The sequence below is a fragment of the Mucilaginibacter robiniae genome (assembly GCF_012849215.1).
In the GTDB taxonomy this organism is placed as follows: domain Bacteria; phylum Bacteroidota; class Bacteroidia; order Sphingobacteriales; family Sphingobacteriaceae; genus Mucilaginibacter; species Mucilaginibacter robiniae.
In genome coordinates this window covers 4471759-4488967 of sequence record NZ_CP051682.1, presented here as the reverse complement: position 1 = coordinate 4488967, position 17209 = coordinate 4471759, and the positions used below count along the sequence as shown (strand labels likewise).

Annotated in this window: 14 protein-coding genes; 12 read left to right on the top strand and 2 right to left on the bottom strand. The window is 39.7% G+C overall.

Translation table 11 applies throughout. The annotated features are described in order from the left end of the window. Positions 1-18 precede the first annotated feature (18 nt). The 10 genes from HH214_RS19590 to HH214_RS19545 all read left to right on the top strand — a co-directional run bounded on the left by HH214_RS19590 (position 19) and on the right by HH214_RS19545 (position 11838). A complete protein-coding gene (locus HH214_RS19590) occupies positions 19-843 on the top strand; it encodes a transketolase (RefSeq protein WP_169610529.1) in 825 nt (274 codons plus the stop codon). A 3-nt stretch (positions 844-846) separates the two neighbouring features. Continuing rightward, positions 847-1812, top strand: a complete 966-nt coding sequence (locus tag HH214_RS19585; protein ID WP_169610527.1) for a transketolase family protein — start codon at positions 847-849, stop codon at positions 1810-1812. Between the two features lie 138 nt (positions 1813-1950). Next, positions 1951-2889 (top strand): D-ribose ABC transporter substrate-binding protein, encoded by a 939-nt coding sequence (locus HH214_RS19580; protein WP_169610525.1) that lies wholly within the window; start codon positions 1951-1953, stop codon positions 2887-2889. 3 nt (positions 2890-2892) lie between these two features. Beyond that, on the top strand, positions 2893-3513 hold the full coding sequence (locus HH214_RS19575; protein WP_169610523.1) for a DUF2291 domain-containing protein: 621 nt from the start codon (positions 2893-2895) through the stop codon (positions 3511-3513). A gap of 12 nt (positions 3514-3525) precedes the next feature. Next, positions 3526-5046, top strand: a complete 1521-nt coding sequence (locus tag HH214_RS19570) for a sugar ABC transporter ATP-binding protein (RefSeq protein ID WP_248282151.1) — start codon at positions 3526-3528, stop codon at positions 5044-5046. Between the two features lie 2 nt (positions 5047-5048). Next, positions 5049-6023 (top strand): ABC transporter permease, encoded by a 975-nt coding sequence (locus HH214_RS19565; protein WP_169610521.1) that lies wholly within the window; start codon positions 5049-5051, stop codon positions 6021-6023. A gap of 10 nt (positions 6024-6033) precedes the next feature. Next, entirely contained in the window at positions 6034-7524 is a 1491-nt protein-coding gene (locus HH214_RS19560; protein WP_169610519.1) for an FGGY family carbohydrate kinase, read from the top strand. A 203-nt stretch (positions 7525-7727) separates the two neighbouring features. Continuing rightward, positions 7728-8819: a flavin monoamine oxidase family protein gene (locus HH214_RS19555; protein ID WP_169610517.1), complete on the top strand. Its 1092-nt coding sequence runs from the start codon at positions 7728-7730 to the stop codon at positions 8817-8819. A gap of 309 nt (positions 8820-9128) precedes the next feature. Next, positions 9129-10334 (top strand): MFS transporter, encoded by a 1206-nt coding sequence (locus HH214_RS19550; protein WP_169610515.1) that lies wholly within the window; start codon positions 9129-9131, stop codon positions 10332-10334. A gap of 226 nt (positions 10335-10560) precedes the next feature. After that, positions 10561-11838 (top strand): Na+/H+ antiporter, encoded by a 1278-nt coding sequence (locus HH214_RS19545; protein WP_169610513.1) that lies wholly within the window; start codon positions 10561-10563, stop codon positions 11836-11838. A gap of 72 nt (positions 11839-11910) precedes the next feature. On the opposite strand, the gene HH214_RS19540 is transcribed toward HH214_RS19545, so the two are convergent. Together HH214_RS19540 and HH214_RS19535 are read right to left on the bottom strand one after the other, a co-directional pair. Continuing rightward, entirely contained in the window at positions 11911-12789 is an 879-nt protein-coding gene (locus HH214_RS19540; RefSeq protein WP_169610511.1) for a DMT family transporter, read from the bottom strand. A gap of 381 nt (positions 12790-13170) precedes the next feature. Next, positions 13171-15048, bottom strand: a complete 1878-nt coding sequence (locus tag HH214_RS19535; protein ID WP_169610509.1) for a sensor histidine kinase — start codon at positions 15046-15048, stop codon at positions 13171-13173. Positions 15049-15350: 302 nt separating this feature from the next. On the opposite strand from HH214_RS19535, the gene HH214_RS19530 reads away from it, so the two are divergent. Together HH214_RS19530 and HH214_RS19525 are read left to right on the top strand one after the other, a co-directional pair. Continuing rightward, on the top strand, positions 15351-15815 hold the full coding sequence (locus HH214_RS19530) for an MgtC/SapB family protein (RefSeq protein ID WP_169610507.1): 465 nt from the start codon (positions 15351-15353) through the stop codon (positions 15813-15815). Positions 15816-15966: 151 nt separating this feature from the next. Then, positions 15967-17058 (top strand): AI-2E family transporter, encoded by a 1092-nt coding sequence (locus HH214_RS19525; protein WP_169610505.1) that lies wholly within the window; start codon positions 15967-15969, stop codon positions 17056-17058. Positions 17059-17209: the final 151 nt, after the last annotated feature.

Below are 17209 nucleotides of genomic sequence, written 5' to 3'. Positions count from 1 at the left end.
TATTAAAAAACTCTCGCTATGAACGAAAAAGAATTAGCGCAAAAGTCGGTTGAATACCGCAAAAAAATATTAAAATATATTGTAGGAGCCAAAGCCGGCCATACTGGCGGTAGCCTTTCTTGTGTTGATGTATTGAATGTACTATATAATAATGTATTGAATGTTAGTCCGGAAACGTTTGGTTCACCCGACCGTGACCGGTATATTCAAAGCAAAGGACACTGTGTAGAAGCTTTGTTTGTAGTACTGGCTGATCAGGGCTTTTTCCCAGAATCGGATTTAGAAACGCTTTGTAAATACAAATCACACTACATTGGCCATCCCACCCGCAAGGTGAAAGGTGTAGAACAGAACACCGGCGCTTTAGGTCATGGTCTGCCGATAGCTGTGGGTACCGCCATAGCTGCTAAAATGGATAAGAAAGATTTTCGCGTATTTACCCTATTGGGTGATGGTGAGTTACCCGAAGGTTCCAATTGGGAAGCAGCGTTAACAGCCGCACATTACAAATTGGATAACTTGGTGGCTATTCTGGATAAAAATGAGCTACAAATTACCGGCCCCACCAACACCGTTTGCAATACCGACCCTGTAGATGAAAAATTTGAAAGCTTTGGCTGGGCGGTACACCATGTAAACGGGCATGACTTTAAGCAATTAAACGAAACCTTTGCCAGCCTGCCTTTTACAGCAGGCAAACCCAATCTGGTAATTGCGCATACTATAAAAGGTAAGGGTATCAGCTTTATGGAAAACCAAGGTAAATGGCACCATGGTGTACCTAATCCAGAACAATACGCACAAGCCATTGAAGAATTAGATAACGCTTTAACTTTAGTATAAACTATGGGAGCAGTAATTGAGAGTACCGTAGCTACCGGCAAACCCAATCAAGATGTTTTCGCAGGTATATTACAAGAACTAGCTACTGAAGATCGTGATATTGTAGCGGTAACCAGCGATTCACGCGGATCAGGTAAATTAGTTACATTCGGTCAGCAGTTACCAGAACAAATTGTTGAAATTGGTATTGCTGAGCAAAACCTGGTAGGTGTGGCTGCTGGCCTAGCCTCGGCTGGTAAAAAAGCTTATGCTGTATCACCAGCATGCTTTTTAACGGCTCGTGCCCTAGAGCAAATTAAAAACGATGTAGCCTACTCAGATAATCATGTGCGGCTAATAGGCATTAGCGCTGGTGTAAGTTATGGTGCATTGGGTACTACACACCACAGCTTACACGATTTTGCCGTATTGCGGGCTATCAATAATATTACCATTGTGGTACCTGCTGATAATTTTGAGACTGAACAAGCCGTGAAATTATCAGCGCAACTGGATCAACCGATATACCTGCGTTTCGGCAAAAAACCGATGCCGTTGTTGAATCCTGATGAAACCAGCTTTGAATTTGGCAAAGGCCGTGTAATAAAAAAGGGGGCTGACATTGCCATAATTGCTAATGGTGAAACGGTGTACCCTGCCCTGCTAGCTGCACAAAAGTTGGAAAAAGAACATGGTCTACAAGCTACCGTAGTGAGCATGCACACAGTTAAACCTTTGGATACCGAATTGCTGGCTGAATTAGCGGAGAGTACCCAAGCTATGTTAACGGTAGAAGAGCACATGGTGAACGGCGGCTTAGGTGAAGCCTGCGCCTCGTACCTGCTTCAACAGAGCTACCATAAACCATTTAAAATTATGGGTATTCCGGACGAATATACTGTAACCGGCTCTCAGATGGAAATTCTGAACCATTACGGCATATCAGAAAACGGCATTACCGAAGCAGCATTGAAACTGCTGAAAAAATAAGCTACTCACGTTATTGCGATAAGTAATTAACGAATTGCAATAACGTACTTGAATCCGGCAGTATTATACTGCTGAAATCCTAAATTAAGCGCCCAAAGCTTAATTACCAATAACCAATTATAACGCACGAATACCAAAATGAGAAGATTGCAAGTATTCTTGTTTTTTTTACTAGCCTTGGCAAGCTGTAAGCGTCATATTGACGCCGGCCAGCCGAAGAAGATAGCCGTTGTTGTATCTACGTTGAACAACCCCTGGTTTGTATTTTTGGCGCAAACGGCCGCAGCAAAAGCACAAAGCTTGGGTTATGAAACCAAGATATTCGATTCGCAGAATAATACGGCACTGGAAACCGACAACTTTGAAAATGCTATTGCCTCAGGCTATAAAGCAATTCTATTCAATCCAACAGATGCCAATGGGTCTGTAGTTAACGTCAATAAAGCCAAAGCTGCTGGTGTGCCGGTATTTTGCATGGATCGAGAGGTGAACACCGTGAATGGTGCTACCTCACAAATACTATCTGATAGTTACTCAGGCTGTGTAGATTTAGGCAAGTACTTTGTACAAACCATGCACAAAAAAGGTAAGTACGTAGAACTGCTAGGCCTGGTAGCTGACAACAACACCTGGAACCGTAGTAAAGGCTTTCACAGTGTGGTGGATAACTACCCCGGTTTGAAAATGGTAGCCCAGCAAAGTGCCGACTTTGACCGTAACAAGGCCATGGATGTATTAGAATCTATCCTGCAAGCGCATCCTGATATTGATGCTGTATTTTGCGGTAATGATGCAATGGCTATGGGCGCTTATCAAGCTTTAGCAGCTGCAGGTAAGGCCGATAAAGTAAAGGTATTAGGTTTCGACGGAGCTGAAGATGCTGTTCAGTCTATTAAAGATGGAAAACTGCTGGCTACAGAAATGCAATTTCCGAAAGTAATGGCTCAAACCGCAGCAACGTATGCCGACCAGTACTTTAAAGGCAAACGCGATTTTCCAAAAAAGATTCCGGTAGGTGTTGAGCTGGTTACCCGCAACGATGCAAACGATTATATCGCTTATGGTAAAAAAGATTAACTCATGAAAAAAGCAGTTAAATATATTGTCTGGCTGGTTATTATTGCTTTTGTAGTTTATAACTCGGTTTACTTCCGCAAACTAAGTGAAGTAAAAGCTGCAGGTAAAAGTTTTGATGCAGCCAGCTATGCTCATAATTACCTGAACAAAGTCTTACCATCAGCCATGACCAAAGCCACAGCCGTAGACAATTTGTTTATGCAGTTACATTCGGCACCTGCACAGGCTTTTCAACAACACTCGCACGCATTAGCTATTGGCAGCACCCGCTTTTTCCTGGTAAAAGGTACAGGTCAAATTAATAACATTGATGAAAACAGCATTGGCATAGTTACCGATACCGGTAAACTCGCCTTGAAAATAGCCACCGAATACGTGTATGGTAATGCGGTGCGCGATGCATCAGGGCTAGTGGATATTAATGCATTTACCAATACAGCCGACCTCAACAATGTATCGGCTGAGATAAATAAAAGCATCCGGCAGCAGGTGATCCCTTCTTTTAAGGCGCAAGCAAAAAAAGGAGATCATGTGCAGTTTACTGGAGCTCTGGAGCTTAACCAAGCTCACCTCAACTTAGATGATGCTGAAATTATACCGGTTACTATAAAACGAATTCCTTAAATACGTACGGCAATGATGTTAGTAGCAGAAAACATTACTAAAAGATTTTCGGGTGTAACAGCGCTGGAGAACGTAAATCTGGAATTACATCCGGGTAAGGTAAATGCTTTGCTGGGCGAGAACGGTGCGGGAAAATCTACATTGATGAAGATTTTATCAGGTGTGTACCCCGATTATGAAGGCCGTATTTTATTGAATGGTGAACATGTCATGTTCGCTAACCCTCGCGAAGCCCAGCATGCCGGTATTGCTATTATTCATCAGGAGTTGAATTTAGTACCGCACCTGAGTATCACGGAAAATATTTTCTTAGGCCGCGAGCTAACTACTAATTGGGGTACATTGAACCGTAAAGCCATGCGCCAGCGTACACAGGAACTGCTCGACCGGCTCAAACTGCGGGTTAGCCCCGACACACTAATTGCTGATTTGAAAGTAGGACAACAGCAGGTGGTAGAAATTGCCAAAGCACTACTGACGGATTGTGCCGTAATTATTATGGATGAACCCACATCGGCCATCACCGAAAGTGAGGTAGCTGTACTGTTTAATATTATTGAAGCATTGCGAAAAGAAAATAAAGCCATTGCCTACATCTCACACAAACTGGACGAACTATTCAAAATAGCCGATCGCTACATTGTGTTGCGCGATGGCCGCACCATCGAATCGGGTGATATGCAGGGTATAACGAACGATCAGCTCATTCATAAAATGGTAGGTCGTGAAATTAAAATAATTAAAAAAGAAGGTTATCAGTCAGGTGCTACTCCACTCCTTTCGGCCCGCAATATCAACTTAAAGCATCCTGAGAATGCACAGCGTATGTTACTCAGTAATATATCATTCAATTTATACAAGGGTGAAATACTAGGTATATTTGGCTTGATGGGTGCCGGACGTACCGAACTGATGGAAACCATATTCGGCTTACATCAAAAAACTGTATCCGGTCAGCTGTTATTGAATAATCAGCTTATCAGATTTAAATCACCTGAAGATGCCATGAAAGCTGGTATTGCCTTGGTACCTGAAGACCGGAAAAAGGATGGTTTAGTGCTGGGATTGGATGTGAAAACCAATATCTGCCTAACTACATTGAATGATTTACAAACTGGCGGCTTGCTGAACGACCGCAAAGAACAAGCATTAGCTCAAAAATACATTGAAGCGCTAAAGATCAAAACATCATCGTCTGCACAAGCGGCTAAAAATTTGAGCGGTGGTAACCAGCAAAAAATTGTACTGGCCAAATGCCTGGCTATCTCACCTAAAGTATTAATGCTGGATGAACCTACCCGTGGCATCGACATTAATGCTAAAAATGAAATTTATAAGTTGATTATAGATCTGGCTGCATCAGGCTTGGGCATCATTGTAGTATCATCCGAATTACCTGAAATTCTTGCTATATCTGACCGCGTGCTTGTAATGGCCGAGGGTCAAATTACTGCCGAATTTATAGCGGATGAAGCATCAGAAGATAAAATATTGAAAGCCGCTATACCTACACATTTAAAAGTAGCCTCATAAACATGGGATTGAACCAATACCGACCTTATTTAATTAAATTTCAGTCTTTAATTGCGCTGATTATACTATGCATAGCGCTCAGCTTTTTGTCAGATAAGTTTCTAACCATTGATAACGGCTGGAATGTAATGCGGCAAATATCCGTTAACATCTGTATTGCTGTAGGCATGACATTGGTAGTACTCACTTCAGGTATTGACCTTTCTGTAGGTTCGGTGCTCGCATTGTGTGGCGCTATTACGGCAGGGCTGCTTAAAAATGGGATTGAAATACCATCAAGCAATTTATTCATTGGCTTCACCTTATTAGGCGCTATTGTAGCTGGTATTCTATCCGGCGGACTAATTGGTTGCTTCAATGGCTGGACCATTACCCGTTTTAAAGTGCCGCCCTTTGTAGCTACGCTGGCTATGCTAACCATTGCACGAGGGCTCACCTTTTTGTGGACTAAAGGATTTCCTATTTCAGTACTGGGCGACAACTTTGCTTATATAGGTACGGGCTGGTTTTTAGGCATTCCGGTTCCGGTTTGGATATCGGCTATCGTGATAATTGCCGCTGTTGTCATCACAGGCAAGACCCCATTGGGCCGCTACATTTATGCTATTGGTGGTAACGAGAATGCAGCCAAGCTTTCGGGCATCAATATCAATAAAGTTAAAATTATTGTTTACAGCTTTGCCGGTGCGTTGGCTGCAATTGGCGGATTGATCGTAACCTCACGTCTCGATTCGGCACAACCTAACGCTGGAAACAGCTACGAGCTGGATGCAATTGCTGCTGTAGTTATTGGCGGTACCTCCCTATCAGGTGGTCGCGGTAGTATATGGGGCACTGTGCTGGGTGCCATTATTATTGGTGTACTAAACAATGGGCTGGTCTTGCTCAACGTGTCCCCATTCTGGCAGCAGGTAGTTAAAGGATTTGTTATCCTGTTGGCAGTGATTATTGATAAAGCTAATTCAAAAGCAGAATAAACGTATTTACATGAAAAACGCTTGTATACTAGCCATTGACCAAGGAACCAGCAGCACCAAAACAATTGTATTTGATCAGCAAGGCCAAGTTTTGGCTAAAGCTACTGTACCATTAAAAACCCATTATCTGGATGGTGGATTTGTAGAACAGCAACCCGAAGATATTTACCAGAATGTACTGGATTCAGTTCGCGAGTGCTTGGATACCTTTACTAGTACAGGAGGAGACTTGTCGCAAATTAAAACATGTGGTATATCTAATCAACGTGAAACCTTTGTGGTGTGGGATGAAAAAGGTGAACCATTATATAATGCTGTGGTATGGCAATGTAAGCGTTCGGTAGATGTTTGTCAGCGTTTGTTAGCTATCGATAGTTTACAAGATCAAATTACCGCAAGTACTGGCCTCATTATCGACCCTTATTTTTCCGGCACCAAGCTAATCTGGTTATACGAGAACAATGCAAAAGTTAAAACCGCAGTAGATGAAGGCAGGGCTTACTTCGGCACTGTTGATACCTGGCTTTTATATAAACTAACCCAAGGCAGAAAATATTTAACCGACCATACTAACGCTTCACGTACACTATTCTTTAATCTGCATACCCTGCAATGGGACAAGGAACTGCTGGAACGTTTCGGTTTATCAAAGTTGAACTTGCCTGAAATATGTCCGTCTGCTTCAACATTCGGCGAATCAGATTTTGCAGGTTTATTTGCTACGCCTCTCCACATTGATAGCATGATTGGCGATTCGCATTCGGCTGCATTTGGCGAAGGCTGCTTTGAGCCAGGTACAGCCAAAGCTACTTTAGGTACAGGCTGCTCTATCTTGATGAATATAGGCCAGGAAGCTAAACCATCTAACTATGGCATGATGACCACTATTTGCTGGAGTACAGAGAACCGTGTAGATTATGCTTTGGAAGGCGTGATTGTATCATGTGGTGCTACCATTGAGTGGCTAAAAAATGAAATGAATTTATTTGGAGACAGCCGCCAAACGGAAGCTATGGCCATCAGCGTACCGGATAATAATGGTGTGTACCTGATACCGGCGTTCAGTGGATTAGGGGCTCCGCATTGGGACATGAGCCGCAAAGCTGAAATAAGCGGACTCACGTTTGACTGCAATAAAAACCACATTGTTCGTGCAGCGCTAGAATCTATTCCTTACCAGATTAAAGATGTGATTACCGCTATGGAAGCCGATACTGGTCTCAGCTTACACGAACTGATGGTAAATGGCGGTATTACCAGCAACCGTTTTGTACTACAGATGATTGCCGACTTATTAGGTTCAAACCTGGTAAACCGTGGCCAGCCAGACGTTTCGGCCCTTGGTACAGCCTATTTAGCAGGCCTACAGGCAGATTTGTTTGAAAGCATAGAAGCCATAAAAAAGCTGAACGCTCAACAAGTAAATAGCCTACCACCTAATGTTGGAACACGTATTGAACAAGATTATCAAGGCTGGAAAGCTGCCATAGGTAGAAATTAATTTGTTACTAAACAGTTAACGCACTGTTGTTTGTAACACCTACTTATTGAATGAATAAGGGCTAACTTGGTAGAATATGCGAAAACAGTAAAGAATATAGCGCTGGTGACTTTTTTACCACACGGCATAACGTTGCTAATATAATAGCATAAATATTCCAGCTTATCCGATTCACTTCTATATTAAAACAAGATATTTGCCTAATGAATTCTACGGGTAACATAGTGATTATAGGAGGTGGTTTAAGCGGACTTACTTTAGCTTATTTATTATTCCAAAAAGGCATCGAGGCTACGGTTTTAGAAGCGTCATCTCGTTTAGGCGGACGAATACAAACGATAAAAGGTACGCAGGGAACTCCTTTAGAGTTGGGAGCTACTTGGCTTTCAGACCTCCACACCAATTTGTTGGAATTAACCAACGAACTGGGTTTGACTAAATATCCGCAGTACTCCGGAGGCATCAGTCTTTTTCAAACCAAGTCATTTGAACCACCTCAGAAATTCTTTGTTCCAGAAGCAGAAAATCCATCTTACCGGATAGCTGGAGGAACACAAATGCTAATTGACAGGCTAGCTGAAGAGTTGAATAAAGATCACATTCACCTTAACAAGAAAGTTTCGGCCATCAAGCAAATGGATAATGATAGCCTGATAGTTGAAGTAACTGGCGGTACAATTTTTCGTGCGGATCAGGTCATGATTTGCATTCCACCGCAACTAGCAGCAGCTCATATCACGTTTACCCCTGAATTACCTGAAACTGTTACCCAAATACTTCCGGCGGTACAAACCTGGATGGCCGGTGCACTTAAGTTTACCATTGAATATAGTGAACCATTTTGGAGAAAAGAAGGCTATTCAGGCATGCTGTATAGTCATGCCGGGATGATTGTAGAAATGTATGATCACACCAATTTTGAAGAAGATAAGTTTGGATTTATCGGATTTCTAAACAGTGGCGCAGCAGGCTACAATTACGAGGTTAGGAAAGAATTTGTATTACGCCAGTTGGTTGATCTGTTTGGTAAAGAAGCGGCCATGCCGCTAGATTATCAAGATAAATTTTGGAATGATGAGTTGCTGATCGCCGGCAATCCTACTATCCAACGGCCTCACCAGTTTAATGGACATCCGCTACTACAAGAGGTTTATATGAATGGCAAACTGTATTTCTGTGGCACCGAAACATCACTCGTATATGGCGGTTATATGGAAGGGGCAGTAACTTCAGCAAAAAGGATTGCAGAAAGGGTTATTCAGACTAAGCTAGTTCCTAACGAAACAATCGGATAAATAACTCTGTCTTCATCCAAAGACAACGACAAGCTGTTACTACTGAATTTAGTCGTAGCAATTTGTCATTGTTAAATTTTAAATGTGAATACCCCTCGTGTAAACAAGATTTTTTTTACAAGCCCACTCAGATCCGAGTGTTAAAACTAAATAGCCGTTAGATTTATATAATGAGTAAATTAACATGAATAAACCTCTTCCACTACATTAAATTGATCTAAATTATAGTAACCTTTGAACAGTCAACCCGATGTAAATAATCCTTCGTCTCCGACAACGTTTGGGCAGGTATGTTAATTTTGCCCACTCATGACAGACGAACGCCAACATCGAATCCCCACAATCCTTGCCTTTTCTTTACTGCCCCTCTCTGGTTTTGCTACTGATATTTATATCCCTTCATTACCCAGTATGGGAATGGCTTTGCACATCAGCAATGTACAGGTTCAGCTTACGTTAACTTTGTTTTTGATCAGCTACGGCGTTTCACAGCTATTTATTGGCAGTGTACTAGATAGCTTTGGCAGGTTTAAACTTGGTCTTATCGCATTGCTTGTTTTTGCCATTGCAAGTTTAGTAATTGCGGTAAGCCATAACATCTATTTGATTTGTTTAATGCGTATTATACACGGCATTACCGTAGCCATTATTGTAGTGGCTAAGCGCGCCTATTTTGTGGATGTATATGAGGGAGATCGCCTAAAGCATTACCTCAGTATGTTTACCATTATTTGGTCGGCAGGGCCTATAGTAGCACCTTTTATCGGAGGCTATCTGGAGCACTTATTCGGGTGGCAATCTAACTTTTATTTTCTAGCCGTATTATCGGCAGGAATCGGGCTATTGGATTGGCTTTACAGCCGTGAAACGCTTAAAAAGCCTGTTGCCTTCCATTTACGTACTATTGCAGATATTTATGCTAATATGATAGGTACCGCCAGTTTTACCCTTGGTATAGCTATGCTTGGCTTGGCATATACTATGGTTATGGTTTACAATATGACTGGCCCATTTATTATAGAGCATCAGTTGAAACTTACTCCTGTAATTGCCGGCTATTGCTCACTCCTACTCGGGATAGCTTGGATGTGTGGCGGCTTTATAGGCAGAGCCACAATCAAGCGACCTTTCTTTAGAAAGCTAGTGTTTAATCTTTCGTTGCAGATATTATTCGCAGTAACCATGATTGGTAGTTTATTTTTCGTGAGCAACTTGTTTACATTGCTTTTGTTTGCGTTTCTCATTCATGCTTGTGCCGGGTTCACTTACAACAACTATTTCACTTATTGCCTTAGTAAGTTTCCACAGTATGCCGGCATATCAGGTGGCATGACAGGAGGAGTTGTATACATCTTGGTTTCCATAATCAGTTATGGTATAGTTTCGGTATTACCACCTAAAGATGAAGGACATTTAAGTTATAGCTATCTCATTTTAGGTTTACTTTCTGCACTTGTTATGATAGCCGTATTTTTAACTAATAGAAAGCAAACATCTACATTAAGAACTGCCTAACATATATACCTTTAAATACATAAACTATGGTACAAGGCAGTGCAACATCTACAAGAAAGCCCTTATACCATATGCTTTGGATATTGCTGCTTCAATTTTGGAACTTGTTCACAATCACCAAAAAATATCGTAATATAGGTACATACTGTATTATGGGTAAGATATTGATCCTTGATAAAAGTTTAATATTTTAAGTTATAGCAGAATCATTAATATAGGTAATTGTATGGGAAACTTTACTATACTACTGGTGCTAATTAGTATTATGGCGTTACTTAATGCATTGGCAGATCGCTTTAAGCTATCATCGCCCATAGTATTGATTATAGCTGGTATTGCTATGGGATTTATTCCTTTTATACCAACAATAGAGATTGATCCAGGAGTTGTATTCTTACTATTTCTTCCTCCATTGCTATATGATGCTGCTTTCAATTTGCATTTCAAAGATTTTAGAGAAAATCTGAATACGATAAGTTCAATGGCATTTGGATTGGTGTTCTTAACAACAGTTGGCATTGCCGTAATTGCTCATTACATTATTCCGGGCATGAGTTGGCCGCTTGCTTTTGTGCTTGGTGCAATTCTTTCTTCAACAGATGCCGTTGCTGCTCTTAGTATAACTAAAGGACTTGGATTATCGCCACTTACCATAACGATACTAGAAGGCGAAAGCCTGCTCAATGATGCATCTGCATTGGTAGCTTACCGTTACGCTACAGCAGCAGTAACCGGAGCAGCCTTTATATGGTGGAAAGCTTCATTTACCTTCCTTATCCTAATAGGTGGAGGCATTGTAATTGGTTTGGTGATAGCCAAAATACTGGCAACTGTTTTACGCCTGATACGCAATCAAATATTGGCTGTACTAAGTTATACATTGCTTGCACCATTTATCACTTATTTGCTAGCCGAAGAACTCCATTGTTCTGCCGTTATTGCGGTGGTTGCACTTGGACTTAGTATATCGAAGTTAAGTGAAGCTCGCTTTCCAGAAGAATTAAAAAGACAATCGGCAAGCATTTGGGAATTGCTTGTATTTCTACTAAACGGGTTAATTTTTGTACTCATCGGCCTTGAACTTCCTGTTGTTGTTAAATCTATTTCTTACGATGATTTGTGGAAAGATGCAGCTTATGCATTACTCATTACAGTAACAGCATTAATTATACGTATGGTACGTGTATTTTCGAAAAAAGAAGGATTACAACGTGGCTTTAATCATCCTAATATTAAAAACAGTAAACAGGCTATATCCGCATTTACCCTACTTGGCTTACAGGAAAGTTTGGTAATCAGTTGGTCGGGCATGCGAGGTATTGTTTCGTTGGCTGTAGCTATAGGTTTACCAAAAACACTGGTCCATGGTCAGCCCTTTCCAATGCGGGGAACTATCATTTACATTACCACAGTTGTTGTATTAATTACGATAGTTGGTCAGGGTTTATTGTTACCTATACTCATGAAAAAAATAAACGCTCAACAAAGTTGTACCAAATCGTAAGCAAAGCACTTTTCTTTCTACAATAAAAAGGTTAAGATGCTACTATGTTGTTCGTGTGTCCGAATAAGCATGTTACTGCTTACTTGTTTTAACACCCTTAGATATTATTAAGCCTGCTATAACCATTATTGTTCCGCATATTGCATACCAGGTAATATGTTCATGGAGCAAAACATAACCATATATATAACCTAAGCCAGGAACCAGGTAAAGCCAGTTTGCCGCTTTTACCGTATCTAAGTTAATTAAGTATAACCACAATTGGTTAGCAATAAACGAAAGCACTACAATCAACCAGGCTAAAGATCCCCATAGGTAAAAGTCCCAATGTGTAACATGGCTTTGATGAAAGAATAAAGACAAAGGACTTAGTATTATACCACCCACAAATACCTGCCATACATTAAACACCTCTCTAGATAAAGATAATTTTAAGCCCGAAAAGTAAATACTGCTTAACGCATAGGCAAAAACATAAATCATCAATAGAATAATACCCATAGGCTTAATCTGTGCTTTTGGCAGATCAAGAACAGCAGCAAGCATTAAGCCCGAAAATGCCAGCAGCATACCGGCTACTTCTGTGCACTTAAGCTTCCTTTCCAAAAAGATAGAGCTTAACAGTGCAATCACTAAGGGAGTAATAGCAATAAACAGCATACTAATACCAGCGGATGCATATCGTTGTGCAGCTGAAAACGATCCTAGTGTTAACGTAGTATTTAAAAGTCCATAAATAGCAATGGCTTTCCACTCTACCAAGTTAGGTCGAAAACGGTACTTCTTATTAATCAGAAAGTAATGACCGAACAAAATGCCCGTACCCACAAAGCGCATAGTAGCCAATATCAACGGATCGGCCGACCGAAGTCCCAATTTAAAAGCTACAGATCCAGTTGCCCAAAGTATAGCAAATAATAATCCTAAAAGAATGCTTTTGTTATTCAGCATAAATTACAACGTTCGCTAATTTTTATTACAAATGATATTATTTAACAATTAACTGGCAGCAACTCTGGCGAACTTACCCAGTTAAGTACTGTAGCTCGCAAATGAAATGATAAATATTACCTTTAACCCCCATTCCTGAAACAGACTGCTTATTAAATGCGAAGTCTGGGCAGAACCCTAACCGGTAAGGCTATCATGGCAAATACCCGTCAGATCATTTTCCGATATTGACAACCATCAGCTTCAAATAACGGTTTACAACAGATTTTAACTAATTAACACATAAAAAAGCTCATAAGTATAGTATTCACTTACAAGCTTTTTTATAACAAAATATGTTGTTTGTTTACACGCAAAAAGAAGGCTTGCATCAGAAATTTACTAAATTCTTTTTTGAAGTTGATCGTGTGCAATAGGTAAGGTAAAGTAAAAAGTAGTACCTACACCAAATTCACTGTTTAACCATAAACGGCCACCGTTAAGCTCTATAAACTCTTTACAAAGTACTAAACCTAAACCAGTACCCTTTTCAGCTGCGGTACCGTTGGTAGAGTGCCTGTTACCAATGCTTAATAGTTGCTCCTGATTTTCCTTCTCTATACCTACGCCCATATCCGCAACCGAAAACATCATATCACTTCCATTCTGGTCAGCCCTCAGCACAATACTGCTTTCGGGATAACTAAATTTTACGGCGTTAGAAATCAAATTTCGGAGTACAGTATTAATCATGTGCTTGTCAGCAAACACGTTTATAGCACTGCTGCCAATAATTACAATATCAACATTTTTTGCCTGAGCCACAGAAGATGAGAAAGACTTTGCTTCATTCAATAACTCTTGGGAATTTAAAAGCTGTAAGTTAGGCTTAAGCATTCCGGTTTGTACCCTCGACCAGTTCAGTAAATTCTCTAGTAATGCATAAGCCTGCTTGGCTGAATCATTCATGCGTAAAGCCATTTGTTCAATTTTTTCTTTACGCAGCTTATCTGCATTTTTATAGATCAGCTCACTGAATGATAGTAAAGAGGTAAATGGGTTTCTTAAATCATGAGCTATAATAGAAAATAGCTTATCTTTGGTAGCATTTAGCTCTTTCAATTGCTGTTCTGCAAGCTTTAAAAGAGTAACATCTTGACATATAATCAAATATGTAGGCTCATCTGTTTCGGTATGCTGTTCCGGAATAGCCTGAACAGCATAATGCATTATAGCTTCATTCTGCTGAACAGAAATATATGACTCTTGCGTTTGTACGGTAGTTTTTGCTTTTTGTAATAAATGGCTCAACTCCATCTCTAAAGATAAAGTCATCTGCATTTCAGGAGAATCTGCGATAGATAAGCTTTGTTGTCCATTGTGCAACCATTGATTTGCTCTACTATTATTATAAATGCAATTTAGGTTATGGTCAAACCGCATAATAAGTCCTGGCATACTTTCTGCCAGTGTGCGGTATTTCTCCTCGTTATCCTTTAGGTTTCTAAAAATTAAATCAGTAGGTTTTAAGAAGCCGGTTTCAACGTCGGCTTTATAAAGCAGGAAAAAAGAAATCAATTTTGCATAATGCCCTAACTCGGCGGCAAAACTGCTGTTTGTTGCATAAAGCGTAAAGCAAAACTCACTTAATATAGTAAATACCAATGAGTAAAATATCAACTGGTAAACCAATGGAGTAAAAGACGTTTTTTTTTGAACTAAAAGGTAAGCTGCAATAAAAAGAATGGCTATAATAGCATATTCGGCATAAATTTTAAAATCAGTAAGCCCATATCCATCAATATAGCAAACAGGAAAATTTTTCCAGTACAGAATTGATAAACTTATAAGCGTACTTGCCACTAAATAGATCAGGAAAACCAAATCGGCATTCAGTTTCCTTTTCGTATTTAAAAATGCAAAGCCAGTCAGTAATGTAATAGCTTCCAGAAAACGAGTCGCTACCCAGAATTGGTTAGTATAGTAAATAGGACTAACAATCAGATTCATTCCCCTAAAAGTTAGGGTATGCAGCAAATCTAAAGCACCTATAAAAATGTAAGCAATACCCACAAATTGCAGATAGTTGTTATCCATCATACGGCGCGCATTCCAAGTGACAATAAAAACTGCAAAAGCAACTACAATAGAAAATAATTCAACAACGGTATGAAAGAATACATAACTATGCTGAAGACTTAAATAAAATACAATAACCAGCAAGCTAATTGAAAATAGCGTCCGATAGTTGCTTTTCAATAATTGAAATACTGATACCAATGCAGTAAAATTAATTCTCTTTAAATTATTAGGATTCAAAGATAAGCAATTACCATAATGCACTTTGCAGGCACACCAATTACAAAATACTAAAGGTCTTATTACTCCTTTGAAAGTTAATGTTGCTTCTTACGTAAATCTGCTATGCTTTGATTGTTATTTCCTAAAATCAGGAAAAACCACTTGGTTTAAAAATAATCTTTCCAATAACAATCAACTAAATACAATAGGTTATCACACTATAGAGCTTGTTTGCTGTTATAGCTTACAATTGTTAATAAAAATATTTTAGAAGGTTTTGAATGGATATCAATAATGAGCTCAATATTGTTTTAAAGTTACTGATTGCTTTTATTCTAGGTGGAGCTATCGGATACGATAGAGAACGGGATGGTAAAAGTGCCGGAATCCGTACCTATGCTGCCGTTTGTCTTGGAGCTTCACTATTTACCGACATTGGCGAAAACCTGCATGACCTATCTTCTACATCACGCATCATTGCATATATTATATCAGGCATTGGCTTTTTGGGTGGAGGCATCATTTTCAAAGATAGCAGTAACAACCGTTCACAAGGCTTAACCACTGCTGCTACCATTTGGTGTACAGCTGGCGTTGGGGTAGCGGTAGGAATGAATATGTTTATAACGGCTGTTGTATCAGCTGCTGCCGTTTATTTCCTTTTGGCGTTACATAAACAAGCCTGGTACATCAGGTGGAAAAATAAAATTAGAGAAAACAGATATGTAGATGATAATGATGATTGATAAAAAACATAACATTTATAACTAGCGCTCAAGCAATATCGCCTAAATAGTTATCACAATAATTGTTAGTAGCATATACTTACCAGCAATATAGGTAAACTCATGCAGGTATCAACTATCACCCAATATTTAACCAATCAAAACCATAACTATGCAAACATCAGAATACCCTTATTTATCAAAAATTCGCAATATTCTGCTTATTACAGTTTTAGGAACCTGCATTCTTTACTTTGCTAAATCGCTGCTGGTTCCAATGGTATTTGGATTAGTGTTGGCCATGTTGCTTATCCCTTTAAGCAAAAAACTGGAAGCTAAAGGCATGAACAGAGCATTAGCAGCTGTAATATGCATTTTGCTGATGGTGTTGGCTTTTGCATTAATCATTGGGTTGTTATCCTGGCAAATGTCAAATTTAGTTAGTGACATGGGGCAAATCAAGCAACGTTTGTCCGAGATAAGCAGCCAGGTGCAAGATTTTGTTGCTTCACATTTAGGTATAGCAGAAGCCAAACAAAAAGAGATTGTTAAAAAAGCTAATACCGGTAATTCCATTACCATACTGGCTCGCGTAACCGGTAATCTACTGGGCATCCTTGTTAATATCATTCTGGTACTGGTTTATGTTTTCTTGTTCATGTATTTTCGCCGGCACTTAATGGACTTCGTTCTGAAAGCAAGCCCTGATAACCAGCGTCAAAATATCTCTAAACTTGTTCCTGAGGCCAGTCAGGTTTCACAACAATACTTAGGCGGCTTAGCACTCATGATTGTTACTTTGTGGGTAATGTATGGCATAGGCTTTTCGCTTGTTGGTGTACACTATGCCATCTTTTTTGCTTTATTATGTGGTACTTTAGAAATTATTCCATTTATAGGCAATATTACTGGCACCACTTTAACAGTACTAATGGGATTAATTCAGGGCGGCGATACTAAACTCATTTTGGGTATTTTAATTACTTACGGGCTTGTTCAATTTATTCAATCTTACATATTGCAACCTTTAATTGTAGGTAAAGAAGTTAATTTAAATCCGTTTTTTACCATAGTAAGTATCCTGATCGGTGATGCAATTTGGGAAGTACCAGGAATGATTTTAGCCGTACCAATATTTGGAATGATTAAAATTACCTGCGATCATTTTGATTCGCTTAAACCATATGGCTTTCTGCTGGGTGGTGATGAAAAACAGGATGAACCTTCCGGAATCTTCAATCGAATTAAACAAATGTTTAAGTAATCTATTATGGCAGTGGTGGCTGCTTGAATGTTACGCCAAGTAAGTATTCAAAACCACTTTTGAGAATACGGAAGCACAAACATTTTCTAATTATACTTCTTCTACCAAGTAAAACCTCTGATTAGCAAAGTGTGGTTATTCTTTTTTACAT

Bases quoted from the DNA above. Each gene is read 5' to 3' on its own strand.
- HH214_RS19590 (WP_169610529.1), top strand. From the start codon at position 19: ATGAACGAAAAAGAATTAGCGCAAAAGTCGGTTGAATACCGCAAAAAA.
- HH214_RS19585 (WP_169610527.1), top strand. From the start codon at position 847: ATGGGAGCAGTAATTGAGAGTACCGTAGCTACCGGCAAACCCAATCAA.
- HH214_RS19580 (WP_169610525.1), top strand. From the start codon at position 1,951: ATGAGAAGATTGCAAGTATTCTTGTTTTTTTTACTAGCCTTGGCAAGC.
- HH214_RS19575 (WP_169610523.1), top strand. From the start codon at position 2,893: ATGAAAAAAGCAGTTAAATATATTGTCTGGCTGGTTATTATTGCTTTT.
- HH214_RS19570 (WP_248282151.1), top strand. From the start codon at position 3,526: ATGATGTTAGTAGCAGAAAACATTACTAAAAGATTTTCGGGTGTAACA.
- HH214_RS19565 (WP_169610521.1), top strand. From the start codon at position 5,049: ATGGGATTGAACCAATACCGACCTTATTTAATTAAATTTCAGTCTTTA.
- HH214_RS19560 (WP_169610519.1), top strand. From the start codon at position 6,034: ATGAAAAACGCTTGTATACTAGCCATTGACCAAGGAACCAGCAGCACC.
- HH214_RS19555 (WP_169610517.1), top strand. From the start codon at position 7,728: ATGAATTCTACGGGTAACATAGTGATTATAGGAGGTGGTTTAAGCGGA.
- HH214_RS19550 (WP_169610515.1), top strand. From the start codon at position 9,129: ATGACAGACGAACGCCAACATCGAATCCCCACAATCCTTGCCTTTTCT.
- HH214_RS19545 (WP_169610513.1), top strand. From the start codon at position 10,561: ATGGGAAACTTTACTATACTACTGGTGCTAATTAGTATTATGGCGTTA.
- HH214_RS19540 (WP_169610511.1), bottom strand. From the start codon at position 12,789: ATGCTGAATAACAAAAGCATTCTTTTAGGATTATTATTTGCTATACTT.
- HH214_RS19530 (WP_169610507.1), top strand. From the start codon at position 15,351: ATGGATATCAATAATGAGCTCAATATTGTTTTAAAGTTACTGATTGCT.
- HH214_RS19525 (WP_169610505.1), top strand. From the start codon at position 15,967: ATGCAAACATCAGAATACCCTTATTTATCAAAAATTCGCAATATTCTG.